The sequence below is a fragment of the Herbaspirillum sp. NPDC087042 genome (genome assembly GCF_044745245.1).
Classification (GTDB): domain Bacteria; phylum Pseudomonadota; class Gammaproteobacteria; order Burkholderiales; family Burkholderiaceae_D; genus Herbaspirillum.
In genome coordinates this window covers 60,552-79,149 of record NZ_JBIUZW010000018.1, presented here as the reverse complement: position 1 = coordinate 79,149, position 18,598 = coordinate 60,552, and the positions used below count along the sequence as shown (strand labels likewise).

Annotated in this window: 19 protein-coding genes; 3 read left to right on the top strand and 16 right to left on the bottom strand. The window is 64.1% G+C overall.

The features are described from left to right. Positions 1 to 31 precede the first annotated feature (31 nt). Complete coding sequence (gene ada / locus ACIPHN_RS21810) at positions 32 to 1,159, bottom strand: bifunctional DNA-binding transcriptional regulator/O6-methylguanine-DNA methyltransferase Ada (protein WP_400440054.1); 1,128 nt, start codon at positions 1,157 to 1,159, stop codon at positions 32 to 34. Positions 1,160 to 1,278: 119 nt separating this feature from the next. Next, positions 1,279 to 1,797, bottom strand: a complete 519-nt coding sequence (locus ACIPHN_RS21805) for an Lrp/AsnC family transcriptional regulator (RefSeq protein ID WP_198981021.1) — start codon at positions 1,795 to 1,797, stop codon at positions 1,279 to 1,281. A gap of 145 nt (positions 1,798 to 1,942) precedes the next feature. On the opposite strand from ACIPHN_RS21805, the gene hppD reads away from it, so the two are divergent. Continuing rightward, entirely contained in the window at positions 1,943 to 3,037 is a 1,095-nt protein-coding gene (gene hppD, locus ACIPHN_RS21800) for a 4-hydroxyphenylpyruvate dioxygenase (RefSeq protein WP_400440051.1), read from the top strand. Positions 3,038 to 3,218: 181 nt separating this feature from the next. Then, positions 3,219 to 3,557: a hypothetical protein gene (locus ACIPHN_RS21795; RefSeq protein WP_400440049.1), complete on the top strand. Its 339-nt coding sequence runs from the start codon at positions 3,219 to 3,221 to the stop codon at positions 3,555 to 3,557. 3 nt (positions 3,558 to 3,560) lie between these two features. Here ACIPHN_RS21795 and ACIPHN_RS21790 read toward each other — a convergent pair whose 3' ends face one another. From ACIPHN_RS21790 to ACIPHN_RS21755, 8 genes are all read right to left on the bottom strand, one after another. Beyond that, positions 3,561 to 4,955 (bottom strand): MFS transporter, encoded by a 1,395-nt coding sequence (locus ACIPHN_RS21790; protein ID WP_400440046.1) that lies wholly within the window; start codon positions 4,953 to 4,955, stop codon positions 3,561 to 3,563. Between the two features lie 65 nt (positions 4,956 to 5,020). Then, entirely contained in the window at positions 5,021 to 6,064 is a 1,044-nt protein-coding gene (locus tag ACIPHN_RS21785) for an amidohydrolase family protein (protein WP_400440044.1), read from the bottom strand. After that, positions 6,057 to 6,755 carry an RraA family protein gene (locus ACIPHN_RS21780; RefSeq protein ID WP_400440041.1) on the bottom strand — a complete coding sequence of 233 codons (699 nt, stop codon included), beginning with the start codon at positions 6,753 to 6,755 and terminating at the stop codon, positions 6,057 to 6,059. Before ACIPHN_RS21780 ends, ACIPHN_RS21785 begins: the two co-directional genes overlap by 8 nt. Before the next feature lie 39 nt (positions 6,756 to 6,794). Next, positions 6,795 to 7,997 carry a pyridoxal phosphate-dependent aminotransferase gene (locus ACIPHN_RS21775; protein ID WP_400440039.1) on the bottom strand — a complete coding sequence of 401 codons (1,203 nt, stop codon included), beginning with the start codon at positions 7,995 to 7,997 and terminating at the stop codon, positions 6,795 to 6,797. Between the two features lie 61 nt (positions 7,998 to 8,058). Beyond that, positions 8,059 to 8,787, bottom strand: coding sequence for an amino acid ABC transporter ATP-binding protein (locus ACIPHN_RS21770; protein ID WP_400440036.1), 729 nt, complete (start codon positions 8,785 to 8,787; stop codon positions 8,059 to 8,061). Beyond that, positions 8,787 to 9,482: an amino acid ABC transporter permease gene (locus ACIPHN_RS21765; RefSeq protein ID WP_400440182.1), complete on the bottom strand. Its 696-nt coding sequence runs from the start codon at positions 9,480 to 9,482 to the stop codon at positions 8,787 to 8,789. The genes ACIPHN_RS21770 and ACIPHN_RS21765 overlap by 1 nt, the downstream gene beginning before the upstream one ends. A 19-nt stretch (positions 9,483 to 9,501) precedes the next feature. Beyond that, entirely contained in the window at positions 9,502 to 10,200 is a 699-nt protein-coding gene (locus ACIPHN_RS21760; protein ID WP_400440035.1) for an amino acid ABC transporter permease, read from the bottom strand. A 127-nt stretch (positions 10,201 to 10,327) separates the two neighbouring features. Further along, positions 10,328 to 11,131 carry an ABC transporter substrate-binding protein gene (locus ACIPHN_RS21755; RefSeq protein WP_400440033.1) on the bottom strand — a complete coding sequence of 268 codons (804 nt, stop codon included), beginning with the start codon at positions 11,129 to 11,131 and terminating at the stop codon, positions 10,328 to 10,330. Positions 11,132 to 11,418: 287 nt separating this feature from the next. Between ACIPHN_RS21755 and ACIPHN_RS21750 the strand changes: the two genes are divergently transcribed. Then, positions 11,419 to 12,237, top strand: a complete 819-nt coding sequence (locus ACIPHN_RS21750) for an IclR family transcriptional regulator (protein ID WP_400440030.1) — start codon at positions 11,419 to 11,421, stop codon at positions 12,235 to 12,237. A gap of 49 nt (positions 12,238 to 12,286) precedes the next feature. Here ACIPHN_RS21750 and ACIPHN_RS21745 read toward each other — a convergent pair whose 3' ends face one another. From ACIPHN_RS21745 to ACIPHN_RS21720, 6 genes are all read right to left on the bottom strand, one after another. Next, positions 12,287 to 13,135: an ABC transporter substrate-binding protein gene (locus ACIPHN_RS21745; protein WP_400440027.1), complete on the bottom strand. Its 849-nt coding sequence runs from the start codon at positions 13,133 to 13,135 to the stop codon at positions 12,287 to 12,289. Between the two features lie 157 nt (positions 13,136 to 13,292). Continuing rightward, positions 13,293 to 13,997: an ABC transporter ATP-binding protein gene (locus tag ACIPHN_RS21740; protein WP_198981008.1), complete on the bottom strand. Its 705-nt coding sequence runs from the start codon at positions 13,995 to 13,997 to the stop codon at positions 13,293 to 13,295. Beyond that, positions 13,997 to 14,773 carry a high-affinity branched-chain amino acid ABC transporter ATP-binding protein LivG gene (gene livG / locus ACIPHN_RS21735; RefSeq protein ID WP_400440024.1) on the bottom strand — a complete coding sequence of 259 codons (777 nt, stop codon included), beginning with the start codon at positions 14,771 to 14,773 and terminating at the stop codon, positions 13,997 to 13,999. Before livG ends, ACIPHN_RS21740 begins: the two co-directional genes overlap by 1 nt. Then, a complete protein-coding gene (locus ACIPHN_RS21730; protein ID WP_400440021.1) occupies positions 14,770 to 15,996 on the bottom strand; it encodes a high-affinity branched-chain amino acid ABC transporter permease LivM in 1,227 nt (408 codons plus the stop codon). Before ACIPHN_RS21730 ends, livG begins: the two co-directional genes overlap by 4 nt. 43 nt (positions 15,997 to 16,039) lie before the next feature. Beyond that, complete coding sequence (gene livH, locus ACIPHN_RS21725; protein WP_198981005.1) at positions 16,040 to 16,966, bottom strand: high-affinity branched-chain amino acid ABC transporter permease LivH; 927 nt, start codon at positions 16,964 to 16,966, stop codon at positions 16,040 to 16,042. Between the two features lie 99 nt (positions 16,967 to 17,065). Further along, on the bottom strand, positions 17,066 to 18,187 hold the full coding sequence (locus tag ACIPHN_RS21720) for a branched-chain amino acid ABC transporter substrate-binding protein (RefSeq protein ID WP_400440018.1): 1,122 nt from the start codon (positions 18,185 to 18,187) through the stop codon (positions 17,066 to 17,068). Positions 18,188 to 18,598: the final 411 nt, after the last annotated feature.

Here is an 18,598-nt window from a genome sequence, read left to right as displayed (position 1 = left end):
AAAGCTATTGTAGCCGCGCGTGCGGCCGTCTTCAGTCGCGCTCCTGTTTGCCGGGCTGACGGGCTTCCCGGTCCAGCAAGGCCGTCTTGCGTGCCACGCCCCAGCGATAGCCGGAGGGTGAGCCATCCAGGCGCACGATGCGATGACAAGGGATCAGAACGGCAATCTCGTTGTGCGCGCAGGCATTGGCAACGGCACGCACCGCCGTCGGCTGGCCCAGCCGGGCCGCCAGTTCGGCGTAGCTCAGGGTCACCCCGGGTGGCACCGCGCGCAGCGCCTGCCATACCCGTTGCTGGAAGGCCGTGCCGCGTACATCCAGCGGCAGTGCGGTAGCTCTTGCCGGATCTTCCAGCGCGGCCAGCACCTGGGCCAGCGTCTGCTCGAAGGCCTCATCGCCGGGGCTCAGCTCGGCCCGGGGGAAGCGGTCCTGCAATTGCCGCACCAGCGCATCGGCATCCTCGCCCAGCGCCACGCTACAGATGCCACGGTCGGTGGCCGCCACCAGCACCGCGCCCAGCCAGCACTGGGCTACCGCAAAGCGGATCCGCTCGCCCGGTCCGCCCTCGCGGAACACGCCCGGCTTCATGCCCAGTTGCGCGGTGCTGCTGGCATAGAAGCCCCCGCTGGAATTGAAGCCGGCGTCGTACATGGCGGTGGTGACACTGTGACTGCCGGCCAGTTGCTCACGCAGGCGCCCCGCGCGATGCGCCTCGGCATAGGCGCGGGGCGTGAGCCCGGTATGCTGCTTGAACAGACGATGGAAATGGTAGCGGCTCAGGCCCACCGCCAGGGCCAGCGCCTCGGTCCCGGGCAACTGCGCGGCCTGCTCGATCAGGCGGCAGGCCTGCGCCACCGCCTGGGCCTGGCGCTGCTGCAGGGAGGGCTGGTCGGGCTTGCAGCGCTTGCAGGGACGAAATCCGGCCGCCTCGGCATCGGCGCAACTGTCGTGGAAGGCCACATTCTTGCGCAGCGGCGTGCGCGCGCCGCACGAAGGCCGGCAATAGACGCCGGTGCTGCGCACCGAATACCAGAACTGGCCGTCGGCGCTGCCATCACGTTGCTGCACGGCGCGCCAGCGCGTGTCGTCGCCGGTCATGGTAGGCACGGCAGGCAAGACTGGCGTCGCGGGGGCTTGGGGTCTGGATGTCATGGTAGGCATGATGCGCTCCTGGGATGGCAATGTCCCGATTCTAGGAGCCTCGCACAGGTGCCGCACTCCGGCGCTTGCTTTTGAATTCGTCCTGCCGCCCTGCCCGCTTTTCGCTGCTCGTTTATTGCTTATTGCGAGAAGCGGATGCGCTGGCGCGACTTGACCGGCTGCATCACGTGTTCCAGCGGCAATTCATGGGATTGCTTGACCTTCTTCAGGGTGATGTTGGACTTGACGTTGGTCACGCCAGGCAGGCGCAGCAGGCGCGTCATCATGAACTCGGAAAAACTCGCCAGGTCGGGGGCAACCACGCGCAGGATATAATCGGCCTCGCCCGTGATGGAAAAGCATTCCGTCACCTCCGGCATGGTCTCCACCGACTTCTCGAACAGTTCGCCCCGGGTCTCGCCCTGGCGGTCCAGCGTCACGGTGGTGAAGGCGGTCACGCCCAGGCCGACCACGGCCGGGTCCAGCACGGCGGTATAGCGTTCGATGACGTGCGCCTCTTCCAGTCGCTGCACGCGGCGGCTGATCTGCGAGGTCGACAGGTGCACCTTCTGTCCCAGCGCACTATTGGTGATATGGCCGTCACGCTGCAACTCGGTCAGCAGGGCCAGATCATAGCGGTCCACATTGATGATGCTCATTTATCTCTCCAATTTGCTTATTTAAGAATTATTTGTGCATATTAACCGGGTTGATGCGCAAATAACAATCACAAATTGCGGTCCTGACGCAATAAACTCCCTTCATGGCCGGATCCCGGCTACCCACATGACAAGGAGACACACCATGGGCCACGCAGACACCCACCTGAGCTCGGCTGGCAGCCGCGACCTGTTCGACAATCCCATGGGGACCGACGGTTTCGAGTTCGTCGAATACACCGCCGCCGACCCCACCGCCATTGCCAGCGTGCTGGAACTGATGGGCTTCACCGCCGTAGCGCGCCACCGCTCCAAGAACGTCACCCTGTATCGCCAGGGCCAGGTCAATTTCATCCTCAATGCCGAACCCGACAGCACCGCGTCGGCCTTCGCCAAGGTGCATGGTGCCTCGGTCAATGCCATGGCCTTCCGCGTCAAGGATGCCGCCCATGTCTACAAGCGCGCCCTGGAACTGGGTGCCGAAGGCGTGCCCGCCAAGCTGGGGCCGATGGAGCTGAACATTCCCGCCATCCGTGGCATCGGCGGCTCCCTGCTCTATCTGGTGGACCGCTACGGCGACCAGGGTTCGATCTATGACGTCGATTTCCAGTTCTATCCGGGCGTGGAGCGCCATCCCCAGGGTGTGGGCCTGACCTATATCGACCACCTGACCCACAACGTGGTGCGTGGCGCCATGGATACCTGGTCCTCGTTCTATACCCGCCTGTTCAATTTCCGCGAGATCAAGTATTTCGACATCGAAGGCAAGGTCACCGGCCTGCGCTCGCGCGCCATGACCAGCCCCTGCGGCAAGATCCGCATTCCCATCAACGAGAGTGCCGACGACAAGTCGCAGATCGAGGAATTCATCAAGCAATACAACGGCGAGGGCATCCAGCACATCGCCCTGGGCACGGACGACATCTACCAGACCGTGCGCGCCCTGCGCACGCGCGGCGTGCCGCTGCAGGACACCATCGCCACCTACTACGACCTGGTGGAGCGTCGCATCCCCGGTCATGGCGAAGACCTGGAGGCCTTGCGCGCGCTGAAGATCCTCATCGATGGCGCGCCGACCGCCGGTCAGGGCCTGCTGCTGCAGATCTTTACCCAGAACCTGATCGGACCGGTGTTCTATGAAATCATCCAGCGCAAGGGCAATGACGGCTTTGGAGAGGGAAATTTCAAGGCCCTGTTCGAATCGATCGAGCTGGACCAGATGCGTCGCGGTGTGATCTAAGTGACTGATCTGGCGGGAAATTTCCTTCCCGTCCGAGCGAAAAAAGAAGGCGGAAGCACCCCGACGGGGCTTCCGCCTTTTTCTTGTCATGCGATATCGGGCTCAAGCTTTGCGGGAAGCTGCCGTAACTCTTTCCAAGACAAATCCGAATCACTTGCGCCCCACCCGGGCTGGAGTTCGCATGACAGTCGCATACGACCTTGACGTCCCCGCCGCAGCCGCCACCGATACGCTCGACAGCGATCCGGCCGAGCTGCTTGCCGAACTGGGCAGCCGCATCCTGGTGCTGCAGCAGCAGGCGCAGTCGCTGGGCCGCTTCCCGGGCAACAAGGACGGCAAGCAGCAGCGCAAGCTGCTGCAACAGCAGATCCGCGCGCTCTACCAGCAATTGTTCACCCTGGAACAGCAGGACGCCCGCCAGCGCATGCGTGGCGAGAACTACCTGGGCATGGCCCTGTCGATGGCCGCCCAGGCCGCCCATCAGTATGCCGACGGCGGCACCCTGGCCACTGCTGGCTGATCCCTACTTCCCTGCCCTGGTCCGGGCTTCCGCATAGCGCAACCGCGAGAAGCTGACCAGGCAAGCCGCCCCCGCCAGCGCCGCCGCGCACCACAGCACCAGTCCATAGGGTGCGGCAAACAATTCCAGCATCATCGCCACCACCGACGCCCCCACGGTCTGTCCGGTCAGTCGTGCCGTGCCCAGCATGCCGCTGGCGCCGCCGGTACGCTCGCGTGGCGCGGCACTGATCAGGGTACGGTTGTTGGGCGACTGGAACAGCCCGAAACCGAAACCGCAAACCGCGAACATGGCCGCGATCACACCGTCCGGGGTGGCCGGTGTCACCGTCAGCAAGGACAGCAATCCCAGACACATGATGCCCAGACCGATACCGCCCAGCAGGCCGGCGGAGAGGCGGTCCGACAGCTTGCCGGCGACCACGCCGGTGAGCGCCACCGCTATGGGCCAGGCTGTGAGCAGCAGGCCGGCGCGGGCGGTCCCCATGCCCAGGTAGTTCTGCAGCATGAAGGGCAGCATCACGAACACCGACATCTGCGCCGCGAAGGAGCAGAACGAGGTCCCGATGGAGAGCGCAAAGAGCGGAATCCGCAGCAGGTCCAGCGGCAGCATGGGCGCGCTATGGGATTGCCATTTCAGCAACAGCATCAGGCACAGCGCCGTCAGCAAGGCGCAACCCGCCACCACCCAGCCCCCTTGCAGGTGGCCGATGGCATCGACGGTATAGAGCAGCAGGCCAATGAAGCCCATGCACAGCAAGGCGCTCTGGCGGTCGAACTTGCGCGCCGACAGCGGATTGACCGGCAGCGCCTTCCAGCCGATGACCAGCGACAGCAGGCCCAGCGGAATGTTGATGAGGAACAGCCAGTGCCACGACGCCAGATGCAGGATGAAGCCAGCCACGGTCGGCCCCAGGGCATTGGCGGTGCCAGCCACCAGGGCGTTGTAGCCGATAGCCCGGCCCAGCAGCCGGGTGGGATAGATGAAGCGGATCAGCGCGGTATTGACGCTGAGGATGCCGGCCGCGCCCAGCCCCTGCAGCACGCGCGCCAGGCTCAGTTGCAGCATGTCGCCACTGACGGCGCAGGCGAACGAAGACAGCGTAAAGAGCAGCAAGCCGCCCAGGTAGACCCGACGATAGCCGACCACCTCACCCAAGGACGCCAGCGGTAGCAGGCACACCGCCATGGCGATCTGGTAGCTGTTGATGATCCAGATGGCATCGGCGCCGCTGGCCTTGAAGTCGGCGGCGATGGCCGGCAGGGCCAGGTTGGCGATGGAGCCGTCCAGTACGGCGATGGAAACGGCCAGCACCACGGTGGCGATGGCGAGGAAACGCTGCCTGGCGGGCAGGCCGTCGGCGTCATGCTGGGCGCCGCTGCTGGTGTGTACTTGCACTGTCTGCTTTCAAAGCTGGGGAATCACAAAGGGCGCCGGAGCGCCCAAATGAGGCCGATATGCTATCACCGCCCCGCCGTCTGCATACGATAGACCTCCCGCGCCGTGCCGCCGAAGAGCGCCGCGCGCTCCTGCGCAGTCAGGGCCACGGTCAGGCGCTTGAAGGCATTCCACAGGCTGACATAGCCGAACATGCCCTTGTCCACCGGGAAATTGCTCTCGAACATGCAGCGCTGCGGGCCGAACAGGTCAATACAGGTCTCGATGTAGGGTCGCCAGGCCTGCGCCAGCTGGATCGAATCCGGCGGTGCCGCCTGCAGATGGAAATCCCAGCCGCCTACCGCCATGCCCAGCCCGCCCAGCTTGAGCCAGACATTGGGCAAGGCCGCGATGGCCTGCATGCCGCGCTCCCACTCGCGCCGCGCCGCCTCGCGCTGGCCGGCGTAGGGGCCTGCACCCAGCGGGCCGCCGCAGTGATCGAGGACGAAGCGGGTCTCCGGGCAAGCCTGTGCCAGCGCCAGCACTTCATCCAGCTGGGTGTGATAGGCCCAGACATCCAGCGACAGGTCATAGCGGGCCAGCAGGCGCGCACCGGCGCGGAAGTTCTCCTGGCCCAGCAGGCCCGGCGGTGGCGGTTGCGGATTGCTGCGGATGGCCGCGTCGGCATGCCAGGCGGTGGTGTTGCGGATGCCGCGCAGGCGGCCGTTGCCGGCCTGCTGCAAGGCTTCCAGCACGGCTTGCACCTCGGTGCCCAGCATCAGGTCGGCAAAGCCGACGATGGCCGCGCAGGCTCGCACCGGGCCATACAATCCGCTGGCCGATTGCGCCGCCACGCCATTGGCGAACTCCACCTCGCCCACCGGCTTCATGGCCTGCGGGCCCTCCTGCCGGTACATCGAGCGGCATTGCACGAAGACCGTGTCGGTGATGCGATGGCCGCTGGCGAGGTCGGCCATCCACTGCTCGAACAGGTAGCGGCCACCGGGGCGATCCCAGAGGTGATGATGGGCGTCGACGATGGGCAGGTCCGGCTCCAGCACCGCTTCCTGCGTCAGCGCCAGCCAGTCCGGGCGAACCTGCAGGTGCGGTGACGCAGCGGCATCAGCCATGGCGCGGCTCCGCCTGGGCGGGCTGCGCGCAACCCAGCCGCTTCAGGGCGGCATCGACCCAGCCACGGTCATTGCTGCCGGCCTGGATGGCGGCCATCTGATCGGCTTCGGCATCGTTCTTCGCCTTGGCGGCGGCATAGACGGTGGCGATGTCCTCATAGGCCACGCACAGCAGGCCGTCGTTGTCCCCCACCACCAGATCGCCGGGAGCGATCACCATGCCATCGATGGCGATGGGCACGTTGATCTCGCCGGGACCATCCTTGTAGGGGCCGCGATGCGTCACGCCGGCGGCGAACACCGGGAAGCTGCCGGCCTGGATGGCATCCAGGTCGCGCACCGCACCGTTGATGACGATGCCGCCCAGGCCGCGCCGGATGGCGTGTGCCACCATCAGCTCGCCGATGATGGCGTTGGACAGGTCACCACCGGCATCGACCACGACGATATCGCCGGGCTCGGCCAGGTCCAGCGCCTTGTGCACCATCAGGTTGTCACCCGGACGCGACTTCACCGTGATGGCCGCGCCGGCCAGCTTGCCGCCGCGGTGCAGCGGTCGCAGGCGCGCCCCGCCGGCACTCATGCGCGCCATCGAATCGCTGATGTTGGCCACCGGGATGGCGGCGAAGTTCTTGACGTCCTGCTCGCTGACCTTGCGCGCGCGCGCAAGGATGCGGAATCCTGCTGACATGGGGTTCTCCTTGCTAAGGGATTAGGGATAGGGAAAGGATCAGCGCAGCGTCGCGCAGAAACGCTGCACCCGCAGGCAGGCCTCGCGCAGGCGGTCAGTCGAATCGGCATAGGACAGGCGGAAGTTCGGTCCCTGCCCGAAGGCACTGCCATGCACCAGCGCCACGCCCTCGGCCTGCAACAGCGCCGAGACGAAGTCCTCGTCGCTGCCGATGACCTGGCCGTCTTCGGTGCGCTTGCCGATGAGGCGCTCGCACGACGGGAAGACATAGAAGGCGCCTTCCGGCACCGGGCAATCCACGCCCTCGGCCTGGTTCAACAGCGACACCACCAGGTCGCGACGGCCCTGGAACACCTTGCGGCTCTCGTGGATGTAGTCCTGCGGGCCGTTCAGGGCTTCCAGCGCGGCCCATTGCGAGACCGAGCTGGCGCCCGAGGTCAGCTGGCCCTGGATCTTTTCCATGGCCTTGATCAGTGCCAGCGGGCCGGCCGCATAGCCGATGCGCCAGCCGGTCATGGCATAGGCCTTGGAGACGCCATTCATGGTCAGGGTGCGCTCGTAGAGTTCGGGCGCGATCTGGGCCGGGGTGGTGAATTCGAAGTCGCCGTAGGTCAGGTGTTCGTAGATGTCGTCGGAGAGGATCCAGACATGCGGATGACGCTTGAGCACCTCCGCCAGGGCTTCGATCTCGGCACGGCTGTAGGCCGCGCCGCTGGGGTTGCAGGGCGAGTTGAACATCAGCCACTTGGTGCGCGGGGTGATGGCGGCCTCCAGCGCTTCGGGGCGCAGCTTGTAGCCCGCTTCGCGGGTGGTCTTGGCATACACCACATGGCCGCCGCACAGGGCCACCAGTTCCGGATAGGAGACCCAGTAAGGCGCCGGCACGATCACCTCGTCGCCGACGTTGATGGTGGCCATCAGGGCGTTGGCGATGACCTGCTTGCCGCCGTTGGAGACGATGGTCTGGGCCACGCTGTAGTCGAGCTGGTTCTCGCGCTTGAACTTGGCGACCACGGCTTCGCGCAGTTCGGTGATGCCGGCTACCGCCGTATAGCGGGTCTCGCCACGGGCGATGGCGGCGTAGGCGGCCTGCTTGATGTTGTCGGGGGTGTCGAAGTCAGGCTGGCCCGAGCTCAGGGCGATCACGTTGCGGCCCTGGGCGGCCAGTTCGCGCGCCTTCTGGGTGACGGCGATGGTGGCCGAAGCCTTGATGCGGGAGAGTGAATCGGAAATGAATGCCATGGTGGTCTCGTCTTGGAAGTCTTGGGGACGGCAAGCCGTCCCGTGGGGGGAAATCGTGCGCTCAGGCGTGGCGGATGTCGGCCACGAACTTGCGGGCGCGCTCATGCTGCGGCCGCTCGAAGAAATCCTGCGGCGTGGCGCGCTCCAGCACCTGGCCATCGGCCATGAAGATGAGGCGGTCAGCCACTTCGCGGGCAAAGCCCATCTCGTGCGTGACGCACACCATGGTCATGCCCTCGGAAGCAAGCTGCTTCATCACCTGCAGCACCTCGCCCACCATCTCCGGGTCCAGTGCCGAGGTGGGTTCGTCGAACAGCATCACCGGCGGCTTCATGGCCAGCGCGCGGGCAATGGCCACGCGCTGTTGCTGGCCACCCGAGAGCTGGCCGGGATAGGACTGCGCCTTGTTGGCCAGGCCCACCTTCTCCAGCAGGGCCATGGCGTTGTCGCGGGCCTCCTTCTCGGAGAGCTTGCGCACGCGCTGGGTGGCCAACATCACATTGCGTTCCACGCTCATGTGCGGGAACAGGTTGAAGGACTGGAACACGAAGCCGATGCGGCTGCGCAGCGTATTGATATCGACCCCGTTGCCGTGCACGTCCTTGCCATCCACGTAGATCTGGCCATCGTTGATGGGTTCGAGCCGGTTGATGGTGCGAATCAGGGTCGATTTGCCCGAGCCCGACGGGCCACAGACGATGACCACTTCGCCGCGCTTGATTTCCTCGTTGACACCGCGCAGGGCGTGGTAGTCGCCGTACCACTTGTTCACATTGTTGAATCGGATCATCAGAGGCTCCTGAATTGACGTTTTTGCTTGATGCGGCGCTCGGCCAGCCCCACCAGCGAACTGAGCACGTAGCACAGCACGAAGTAGGTCATGGCCAGCAGGAAGTACACCTGGAAGGGCTTGGTCAGCAGTTGCGCATTGACCTGGTAAGCCGCATAGGTGAGTTCGTTGACGCTGATGATGTAGGCCAGCGAGGTGTTCTTGATCAGCGAGATCAGCTGGTTGAGGATGCTCGGGATCATGTTGAACAAGGCCTGCGGCAGCACCACCTCGCGCAGCGTGGTGAAGTAGCCCATGCCCAGCGAACGCGCGGCCTCGACCTGCCCTTGCGGGATGGCCTGGATGCCGGCCTTGATGACCTCGCCCAGGAAGGCGGTCTCGTAGGCCACCAGCGCGCAGATCACCGTGGTGGTGCCGGAGATCGACTTGCCGGTCAAGAGCGGCACGATGAAGTAGGCCCAGAAGATCAGCATCAGCACCGGCAGCCCGCGCAGGGTATGCACGATGGCACCGGCCGGCCAGGCCACCCAGCGCAGGGTGCTGGTGCGGGCGATGCCGAAGAGCACCGCCAGGGGGAAGGCGCAGATCAGTCCTGTCACTGCCAGGATCAGGGTCAGGGCGAGGCCGCCCAGCGGACCGTGCGGGAATTCGCCGATCAGCAGTTGCAGGCCGTAGGTATGGAGGATGTCGAGGATATCGAGGATAGCGTGCATGTCAGCGCCCCTTCACTTTCAGATGGCGGCCGTTGTACCAGGCACCCACGGCCATGATCGACCACGACATCAGCAGGTAGAAGGCCGACGCCAGGGCGAAGGTCTCGAAGGTGCGATAGGTTTCGTTTTCGATCTGGCGGCTGGCGTAGGTCATCTCGGCCACGCCGATGGCCATGGCCAGGCTGGTGGACTTGAACAGCGACAACGACTGGTTCACCAGCGGCGGTATCGAGATGCGGATGGCCTGCGGCAAGAGCACGTCGCGCATCGATTGCAGGTAGGACAGGCCCAGCGCCCGCGCCGCTTCCATCTGCGTGGCCGCCACCGAGCGCATGCCGCTGCGCAGGTCTTCGGACATGTAGGCGGCACTGTTGAGCGACAAGGCGATCAGGGCGAAGATGAATTCACCGTTATGGTCGTTGATGAAGCCGGTGATGGAGGCCGGCAACAGCTCGGGAATGCCGAAGTACCAGACGAAGATCTGTACCAGCCCCGGCACGTTGCGGTGGTAATTCACATAGGCGGCGATGAGCCACTCCAGCGGTGGCAGCGCCATGGCGCGCAGGGCCACCAGCACGACGGCCAGGAGGAAGGCGCAGACCCAGGCGGCGGCGAACAGACACAGCGTGGTGACGGCGCCGCCGATGAGCCAGTCCAGGTACTGGCCCTGTAGCACCGCGCCAAAATCGAGATTGAGCATGTAATCGCTTCCTTGCTAAGACTGCCTGGCGCACATGTGCAGCCCCAGGCGAAGGGCAAGCCGGTCCCGCGCGCACCGGCATGGCCGGTGCGCGTGATGCGTGATCATTGCTGCGGGAAAGAAAGGCTTACTGGAAGGCGGAGATCGGCGTGAGCTTCTTCTCGCGCGGGATGTTGAACTTGGTATTGGGACCGAACCACTTGGTCCACAGGGCATCGGTCTCGCCGCTCTTCTCCAGCTTCTCCAGGGCATCGTTGACGGCCGCCAGCAGGGCCGGCTCATCCTTCTTCACGCCCATGGCGGTCGGCTCCCAGGCCAGCGCGCCATCGAGGAACTTGTACTTGCCCTCGGATTCATTGACGAAGCGGATGCCCGAGGGCTGCGACAGGGCCAGGCCCTGCACCTTGTTCTGGGCCAGTGCCAGGAAGGCCGCCGGGGTGTCCTGGAAGGTCAGGATGGTGGCCTTGGGCAACACGCGACGGGCATACAGCTCGGGGGTGGAACCCTTGTTGGCGCTGATGCGCTTCTCGGCCAGGTCCTCGACCTTGTTGAAGCCGCCGTTGCTATGGGCGATCAGCTTGATCGGCGTCTGGTAGTGGGCGGCGGTGAAATCGATCTGCTGGGCGCGCTCCTTGGTGTAACCCAGCGCGGCCACCACCAGGTCGACCCGGCCCAGCGTCAGTTCCGGAATGCGTGCCTCCACCGAGACACCCTTGTGCTCCAGCTTCACGCCCAGCTGCTTGGCCACCGCACCGCACATGTCGACATCGAAGCCGACCACCTGACGGGTCGCCGGGTCGGGATAGCCCAGCGGTTCGCTGCTGGTCAGCGTGGCACACACCAGGGTGCCGCGTGCCTTGATATCGGCCAGCCGGTCGGCATGCGCCGCCGTCGAAAACACCAGCGAAACGGCCGCAGCCGCGATGGCCATACAGGTCTTGTCAAAGCGCCCCAAAGTCATTTTCTATCCTTTCCCAGGTTGAACAACGAACACAGCGTGAATAAATCATAATTGCATTATGATTTTTAAACAAGCACAATTTACCCTTATTTTTCAGTCACTTAGCATATGCATCGCGGCGGTGCAAAAAACCCTGTCAGCGGCAGCCAGACTCCCGAAGCAGGTGCAGGAATGCAGCGCCGACGGTATTTTTTGGTGCGCCGCGCCAATCAAAAAAGGTGATAACCTCGCCCCATTCCGAAATTCGAAATCGATTTATGAAAAAAGAGAATGAGCCCGACAAGAAAGAAAAGGATGCGGCGCCCGACCGCACCGTGCTCGGTGCCGAACGCAGCCTGGCGATCCTGAGCGCCTTCATCGATGCCCCCGAGCCGTTCGGCCTGACCGAGCTGGAAGCACGTACGGGGCTGTTCAAGAGCGTGATCCACCGCTACATGATGTCATTCATCAAGGCGGGATACGTAGTACAACGTGCTGACAATTCCTACCAGCTGGGGCCGCGCGCCTTCCAGCTGGGCAAGGCCTTCGAGGCCCGGTTCGACTATGCCGACTTCATCGTGCCCACGCTGGAGAAGCTGGTACGCGCGACCGGAGAAAGCACCGCCTTCTACATCCGCCAGCAGGAGCAGCGGCTGTGTCTGTATGCCGCCGAGACCCCGGCCTCGGTGAAGGCCACCGTCAAGGCGGGCAGTCTTTTTCCCATCGACCAGACCTCCAGCGCACAGGTGCTGCGCTTCTTCTCCGTACCGGGCAATGCGGCCCGCTCGGGCGGACGCTATGTCTGCATTTCGGTGGGGATCAACAATCCGCTCTCTTCGTCCATGTCGGCCCCGGTGTTCGGCCCCGGCAACGCGCTGGTAGGTGCCTTGACCATCTTTGGCCTGACGCTGCGCTTCGATCCGGCCGCCAGCGAAGCCATGCGGGCGACCCTGTTGCAGATGGCACAGGAGCTGTCGGCGCGACTGGGGGCCTCCCCCCCGATCTATCACGCACCGTGTGCGGAGATCTTCGACGAGGCGGCAGCACAGGCGGCTCAGGCGGCCCAGTCAGTACAGGTGATCGCCGGCGACGGATAAAAAAAACGATGCCTCGGCATCGTTTTTTCCTTGGACGGCCCGGACAGGCCTAGCGCAGGTTGGCAATCGGCGTGAGCTTCTTGTCGCGGGGAATGTTGAACTTGGTCTTGGGCCCGAACCACTTGCTCCAGATGGCATCGAGTTCGCCTTCTTTTTCCAGCGCCGACAGGGCCTGGTTGACGGCTGCCAGCAGCTTGTGTTCGCCCTTCTTCACGCCCAGCGCGGTCGGCTCCCAGGCCAGCGCCCCCTCGACGAAGCGGAAGCGCCCGGCCGACTCGCTGACGAAGCGGATCCCCGAGGGCATCGAGATGGCGAGGCCATCCACCTTGCCCTGGGCCAATGCCAGGAAGGCTTGCGGCGTATCGGTGAAGGTCTGTACGGTGGCCTTGGGCAGGACTCGATGCACCGATTCTTCAGGGGTCGAGTTGCGGTTGGCGCTGATGCGCTTGTCGGCCAGGTCGGTGACCAGGTTCAGGCCAGAATCGGACTGCACCACGATCTTGATCGGATTCTGGTAGTGCGAGGCGGTGAAGTCGATCAGCCGCGCACGTTCGCGGGTATAGCCCAGCGCCGCCGAGACCAGGTCAACCTCGCCTTGCGACAGCATGGGAATGCGCGCCTCCACGGTCACGCTCTTCTGCTCCATTTCCACACCCAGCTTGCGTGCCACGGCGGCGCAGATGTCGACATCGAAACCGACGATCTGACGCGTCTGTGGATCAGGAAAGCCCAGCGGCTCGTTGTTGGCCAGGGTAGCGCAGACCAGCGTACCGCGCGCCTTGATATCGGCCAGCCGGTCGGCATGGGCCAGGTTGGCAAGACAGAGCATGCACGACAACAGGGCGCCCCCTGCGCCGATCTTCCCGATTCTCTTGATGTTATGTGAAATCTTTTTCATGCGTCTCCTCGTCGAATGTCGAGGATAGCCCGAAACAAACCCGGATGTCACTTACCGTTAACAATCCTCACTCCGCTGCCCACCCAGCGGCATAAAAAAAGCGCATCCGCAGATGCGCTTTCCCTGGAGCAGGAGACGTCCAGCAAGTCAGCCGCGGTCAGCCATGCCCCAGATAGGCCTTGCGCACATCGCTATTGGCCAGCAGGTTGGCGCCGGTATCGGACATGACCACATGACCGTTTTCCAGCACATAGCCACGATCGGCCACGCCCAGTGCCTTGTTGGCGTTCTGCTCGACCAAGAACACCGTCACGCCGCTAGCGCGGATGGTACGGATGATCTCGAAGATCTGGGCGATCACCAGCGGCGCCAGGCCCAGGGTGGGCTCGTCCAGCAGCAGCAGGCGCGGCTTGCTCATCAGCGCACGGCCGATGGCCAGCATCTGCTGCTCGCCGCCGGACATGGTGCCGGCGCGCTGGGCAGCGCGTTCCTTCAGGCGCGGGAACAGGCCGAAGACGTACTCGATACCCTGCTCGATGGCCTCGTTGGTGGCGAAGAAGGCGCCCATCTTGAGGTTTTCCAGCACGGTCAGGCTGGGGAAGACACGACGGCCTTCCGGCGAGATCGCCAGGCCGCGACGCATGATCTCGTGGGTAGGCAGGCTGGTGATGTCCTGGCCTTCGAAGATCACACGGCCGCTGGAGGCACGCGGACGACCGCACAGCGTCATCAGCAGCGTGGTCTTGCCGGCACCGTTGGCACCGATCAGGGTGACGATCTCGCCCTTCTCCACGTTCAGCGACACGCCGTGCAGCGCCTCGATGGCGCCGTAGTGGGTATGCACCTTATCAAACTGCAACATCATTCTTCTCCCAGGTAAGCCTTGATCACGCGCTCGTCGCTGCGCACCTGTTCCGGCGTGCCGGTGACGATGGGCTTGCCGTGCTCCATGACCAGGATGCGATCGGAGATGCCCATGATGAGGCTCATGTCGTGTTCGATCAGCAGCACGGCCACGCCATGCTCGCGACGCAGGCGGTCGATCAGCTGTGCCAGCTCCTGCTTCTCGTGCGGATTGAGGCCGGCCGCCGGTTCATCCAGCAGCAGCAGGCGCGGCTTGGTGATCATGCAGCGGGCGATTTCCACCCGGCGCTGCAGGCCGTAGGAGAGCGTGCCAGCCTCGCGGTTGGCCAGCGCAGTCAGGCCCAGCTGGTCCAGCCAGTAGGCGGCGCGTTGCAGCGCTTCCTGCTCGGAACGGCGATAGGCCGGGGTCTTCAGCAGGCCCCACAGCAGGTTGGTGTTGACCTGGTGGTGTTGTGCCACCAGCAGGTTTTCCACCACCGTCATGGACTTGAACAGGCGGATGTTCTGGAAGGTCCGCACCAGGCCCTGCTGCGCCACCTGGTGGCTGGGCTGGCGGGCAATGGAGACGCCGTCCAGCGCGATCTCGCCCGAGGTCGGCTGGTAGAAGCCGCTGATGCAGTTGAAGACAGTGGTCTTGCCGGCGCCGTTGGGGCCGATGATGGCGAAGACTTCACGCTCCTTGACCGACAGCGATACGCCGTCCACGGCCAGCAGGCCGCCAAAGCGCATCGACAGGCTGGAGACGTCCAGCATGGTTTTCATGGATTGACTCATTGCGGCAGCTCCACATGCGGACGGGTGGCAGGCAGCAATCCTTGCGGACGCCACATCATCATCAGCACCATCACCAGACCGAAGATCAGCATGCGGTACTCGGCAAAGCTGCGCGCCAGTTCCGGCAGCACGGTCAAGAGGATGGCGGCCAGGATCACGCCCAGCTGCGAGCCCATGCCGCCCAGCACGACGATGGCCAGGATCAGGGCGGACTCGATGAAGGTAAAGGATTCCGGCGTCACCAGGCCCTGGCGGGCGGCGAAGAAGGAACCGGCCAGGCCGGCGAAGGCGGCGCCCAGCGTAAAGGCCGAGAGCTTGACCTTGGTCGGGTTGATGCCCAGCGAACGGCAGGCGATCTCGTCTTCGCGCAGCGCTTCCCAGGCGCGGCCCATGGGCATGCGCAAGAGGCGGCTGGTGACGAAGTAGGTGAACAGCACCATCAGCAAGGCCAGGAAGTACAGGAAGATCACCATGTGACCACCCTGGTAGCTCAGGCCGAACACCTGGTGGAAGGTGGTCCCCCCTTCGGTGACGGGATTGCGCGCCATCACCAGGCCGAACACGCTGGGCTTGGGGATGCCGGAGACGCCGTCGGGGCCGCCGGTGAGGCTGGTCATGTTGTTGAGCAGCAGGCGGATGATCTCGCCGAAGCCCAGGGTCACGATGGCCAGGTAGTCACCGCGCAGGCGCAGCACCGGGAAGCCCAGCAGGAAGCCGAACAGCGCCGAGGCGGCAGCCGACAGCGGCACGCATTCCCAGAACGACAGGCCGAAGTACTGGTTGCACAGCGCATAGGTATACGCACCCACGGCGTAGAAGCCCACATAGCCCAGGTCCAGCAGGCCGGCGAAGCCGACCACGATGTTTAGGCCCAGGCCCAGCACCACGTAGATCAGGGCCAGGGTCATCACGTCCACATAACCGCGCGAACCGAAGAAGGGCCACACCAGCGCCACCACCAGCAGGATCAGCACGACCACGCGTTGCTGGCCGGCCTGCAGGCGCGGCAGCGCCGGCAGCTTGATGGCGGCACTGCTACGCGAGAGCGCAGGCTTGGCCAGCTGGAACAGGAACACGGCCAGCACCGCCACCAGCACCGGCGTCCAGTGGGTGTTGAGCACCACGCGGTAGCCTTCCAGCTGCAGCTGCATGCCCAGCAGGGGGATGGTCAATATGGCGGTCACCAGCGCCGCCGCCACGGCATTCTTGAAAGTCTCAGGCATCACGCCTCCTTGAATAATTCGTTGTCCGTCAGGCGCTGCGCGCTCAGACCTTCTCCACGTCCGGCTTGCCCAACAGGCCGGTCGGACGGAACAGCAGGATCAGCACCAGCAGGCCGAAGGACACCACGTCCTTGTATTCGGAAGGCAGGTAACCCGCGGCAAAGGTCTCGGCCAGGCCCAGCAGCACGCCACCCAGCATGGCGCCGGGGATGCTGCCGATGCCGCCCAGCACCGCCGCCGTGAAGGCCTTGATGCCGGCGATGAAGCCGATGTAGGGATTGAGCTTGCCGATGGTCAGCGCAATCAGCACGCCGCCGACCGCCGCCAGCATCGCGCCCAATACGAAGGTGAAGGAAATCACCCGGTTGGTATCGATGCCCAAGAGGTTGGCCATGCCCATGTCCTCGGCGCAGGCGCGGCAGGCGCGGCCCATGCGCGAACGGGCGATGAACAGCGTCAGGGCCACCATCAGCAGCAGCGTGACACCGACGATGACCATGCGCGAATACGGCACGGTGACGGTGAAGTCGCTGCCCATCTGGAATTCCAGCGCGCCCGAGATCAGCACCGGCACCGACATGTCGCGTGCGCCCTGGCCGATCTGCACGTAGTTCTGCAGGAAGATGGACATGCCGATGGCCGAGATCAGCGGCACCAGGCGCGGGCCGCCGCGCAGCGGGCGATAGGCCACGCGCTCGACGGTCCAGCCATAGAGACCGGTAACCAGCACCGAGACGATCAGTGCGCCACCCAGCAGCAGCGGCAAGGGATAGCCGGACTGCACGCCGATGGCGGTGAGCGTCACCAGGCCCACGTAGGAGGCGATCATGTAGATCTCGCCGTGGGCAAAGTTGATCATGCCGATGATGCCGTAGACCATCGTGTAGCCGATGGCGATCAGAGCGTAGATCGCGCCCAGCGAGAGCCCGTTGACGAGCTGCTGGGTCAGTTGTGGGAGTAAGTCATTCATGGAGGGGTACCAAATGTGGAAATGCCCCATTCATACAGCAATGGGGCATTTCGCAGGGTTGACGTCAGGTCAGACAATCGCGCCAACGAGAGCGCAATATTACTTGGCCTCGGTCTTGGTGGCGTCCTTGTGCCAGGTGAAGACGACGAACTTGAAGGCCTTCAGGTCGCCCTTCTTGTCGTATTCGACGTTGCCGATCGGAGTCTTGAAGCTGTTGGCGTGGATGTAGGCCGCGACCTTTTCCGGATCGGTGGACTTGGCGCCGGTGATGGCATCGGCAATGATCTTCACGCCCGAGTAGGCCGGCATCTGGAACGGACCATTCGGATCGCGCTTGGCGGCGCCGAAGGCCTTGACCAGGGCGGCGTTGGCCGGATCAGCGGCGAAGTCGGCCGGCAGGGTCACCAGCATGCCTTCGGAAGCAGGACCGGCGATGGCGGTGATGTCCTTGTTGCCCACGCCTTCCGGACCCATGAACACGGCCTTGATGCCTTGCTCACGCGCCTGGCGCATGATCAGGCCCATTTCCGGGTGGTAGCCGCCGAAGTAGACGAAGTCCACGCCTTGCGACTTGAGCTTGGTGATGATGGCGGAGTAGTCGCTGTCGCCGGCGTTGATGCCTTCAAACAGAACGACCGGCACCTTGGCGGCGTCCAGGGCCGACTTCACCGAGGTAGCCACGCCCTGGCCGTAGGATTGCTTGTCGTGCAGGACGGCAACCTTCTTGGGCTTGAGCTTCTCGATCACGTAACGGGCAGCGGCAGGACCTTGCTGGTCGTCGCGGCCGATGGTGCGGAAGATGAACTTGTGCGGCTTGGCTTCGGTCAGTTGCGGAGCGGTCGCCGACGGGGTGATCATCACCACGCCTTCGTTTTCATAGATATCGGAGGCCGGGATGGTGGAACCGGAGCAGACGTGACCGATCACGTACTTGATGCCCTGGCTGACGATCTTGTTGGCCACGGCCACGGCTTGCTTGGGTTCGCAGGCATCGTCCATGAGCACGGCTTCGAACTTGTTGCCGTTGGCACCGCCGGCGGCGTTGATCTGTTCGATGGCGGTCAGGGCACCGGCCTTGACCATGTCGCCGTACTGGGCCACGGCACCAGTGAGGGGACCGGCGATGGCGATCTTGACCGTTTCAGCGTGGGCAGCGCCGGATACGGCGGCGAAGGTGGCAGCGGCCAGGGCGATCTTGGTCAGACGGCTTGCGAATTTCATTGACGTTTCCTCCAGATATCTTCGATTCAAGGGGCGCCTGAACCCGGCTGGCGGGCCGGCGCACGTTGGGCTTCGGTTCTCTGGCCCCGATTGTTTTCGAGGCCGGCCGTTGCATGGGGGCAGAGTGTAACACCACCGTCATAGAGGACAACTTTTTTTTGAGAATTCGGTATGCCCCGTCATTTTTGCGCTGTCAAATTCGATTTCTCGCACATTTCATGCTGTTTTTCTTTCTTTTTGAAAAATCGCCATCTCTTCGCAGCGCAACATGACAAAACTTTTCGCGATTCTCGCAAAACCTTGCCAGGCCTGGCTTTGCGCCGGATCAAGGGAGATAGGTGGCGAGAGGCCCCCGCGGGCATTTACAATAGCCGCCTGCTCACGCCTGCTCCTGCGGGCTGCCGCACCGCT

What these genes read in the sequence shown, in the direction of transcription:
- ACIPHN_RS21785 (WP_400440044.1), bottom strand. Translation starts at nt 6,064, where the DNA reads ATGGCTGATGCCGCTGCGTCACCGCACCTGCAGGTTCGCCCGGACTGG.
- livH (WP_198981005.1), bottom strand. Translation starts at nt 16,966, where the DNA reads ATGAATGACTTACTCCCACAACTGACCCAGCAGCTCGTCAACGGGCTC.
- ACIPHN_RS21720 (WP_400440018.1), bottom strand. Translation starts at nt 18,187, where the DNA reads ATGAAATTCGCAAGCCGTCTGACCAAGATCGCCCTGGCCGCTGCCACC.
- ACIPHN_RS21775 (WP_400440039.1), bottom strand. Translation starts at nt 7,997, where the DNA reads ATGGCATTCATTTCCGATTCACTCTCCCGCATCAAGGCTTCGGCCACC.
- livG (WP_400440024.1), bottom strand. Translation starts at nt 14,773, where the DNA reads ATGAGTCAATCCATGAAAACCATGCTGGACGTCTCCAGCCTGTCGATG.
- ACIPHN_RS21770 (WP_400440036.1), bottom strand. Translation starts at nt 8,787, where the DNA reads ATGATCCGATTCAACAATGTGAACAAGTGGTACGGCGACTACCACGCC.
- ACIPHN_RS21795 (WP_400440049.1), top strand. Translation starts at nt 3,219, where the DNA reads ATGACAGTCGCATACGACCTTGACGTCCCCGCCGCAGCCGCCACCGAT.
- ACIPHN_RS21805 (WP_198981021.1), bottom strand. Translation starts at nt 1,797, where the DNA reads ATGAGCATCATCAATGTGGACCGCTATGATCTGGCCCTGCTGACCGAG.
- ada (WP_400440054.1), bottom strand. Translation starts at nt 1,159, where the DNA reads ATGCCTACCATGACATCCAGACCCCAAGCCCCCGCGACGCCAGTCTTG.
- ACIPHN_RS21745 (WP_400440027.1), bottom strand. Translation starts at nt 13,135, where the DNA reads ATGAAAAAGATTTCACATAACATCAAGAGAATCGGGAAGATCGGCGCA.
- ACIPHN_RS21755 (WP_400440033.1), bottom strand. Translation starts at nt 11,131, where the DNA reads ATGGCCATCGCGGCTGCGGCCGTTTCGCTGGTGTTTTCGACGGCGGCG.
- ACIPHN_RS21740 (WP_198981008.1), bottom strand. Translation starts at nt 13,997, where the DNA reads ATGTTGCAGTTTGATAAGGTGCATACCCACTACGGCGCCATCGAGGCG.
- ACIPHN_RS21750 (WP_400440030.1), top strand. Translation starts at nt 11,419, where the DNA reads ATGAAAAAAGAGAATGAGCCCGACAAGAAAGAAAAGGATGCGGCGCCC.
- ACIPHN_RS21780 (WP_400440041.1), bottom strand. Translation starts at nt 6,755, where the DNA reads ATGTCAGCAGGATTCCGCATCCTTGCGCGCGCGCGCAAGGTCAGCGAG.
- ACIPHN_RS21730 (WP_400440021.1), bottom strand. Translation starts at nt 15,996, where the DNA reads ATGCCTGAGACTTTCAAGAATGCCGTGGCGGCGGCGCTGGTGACCGCC.
- hppD (WP_400440051.1), top strand. Translation starts at nt 1,943, where the DNA reads ATGGGCCACGCAGACACCCACCTGAGCTCGGCTGGCAGCCGCGACCTG.
- ACIPHN_RS21760 (WP_400440035.1), bottom strand. Translation starts at nt 10,200, where the DNA reads ATGCTCAATCTCGATTTTGGCGCGGTGCTACAGGGCCAGTACCTGGAC.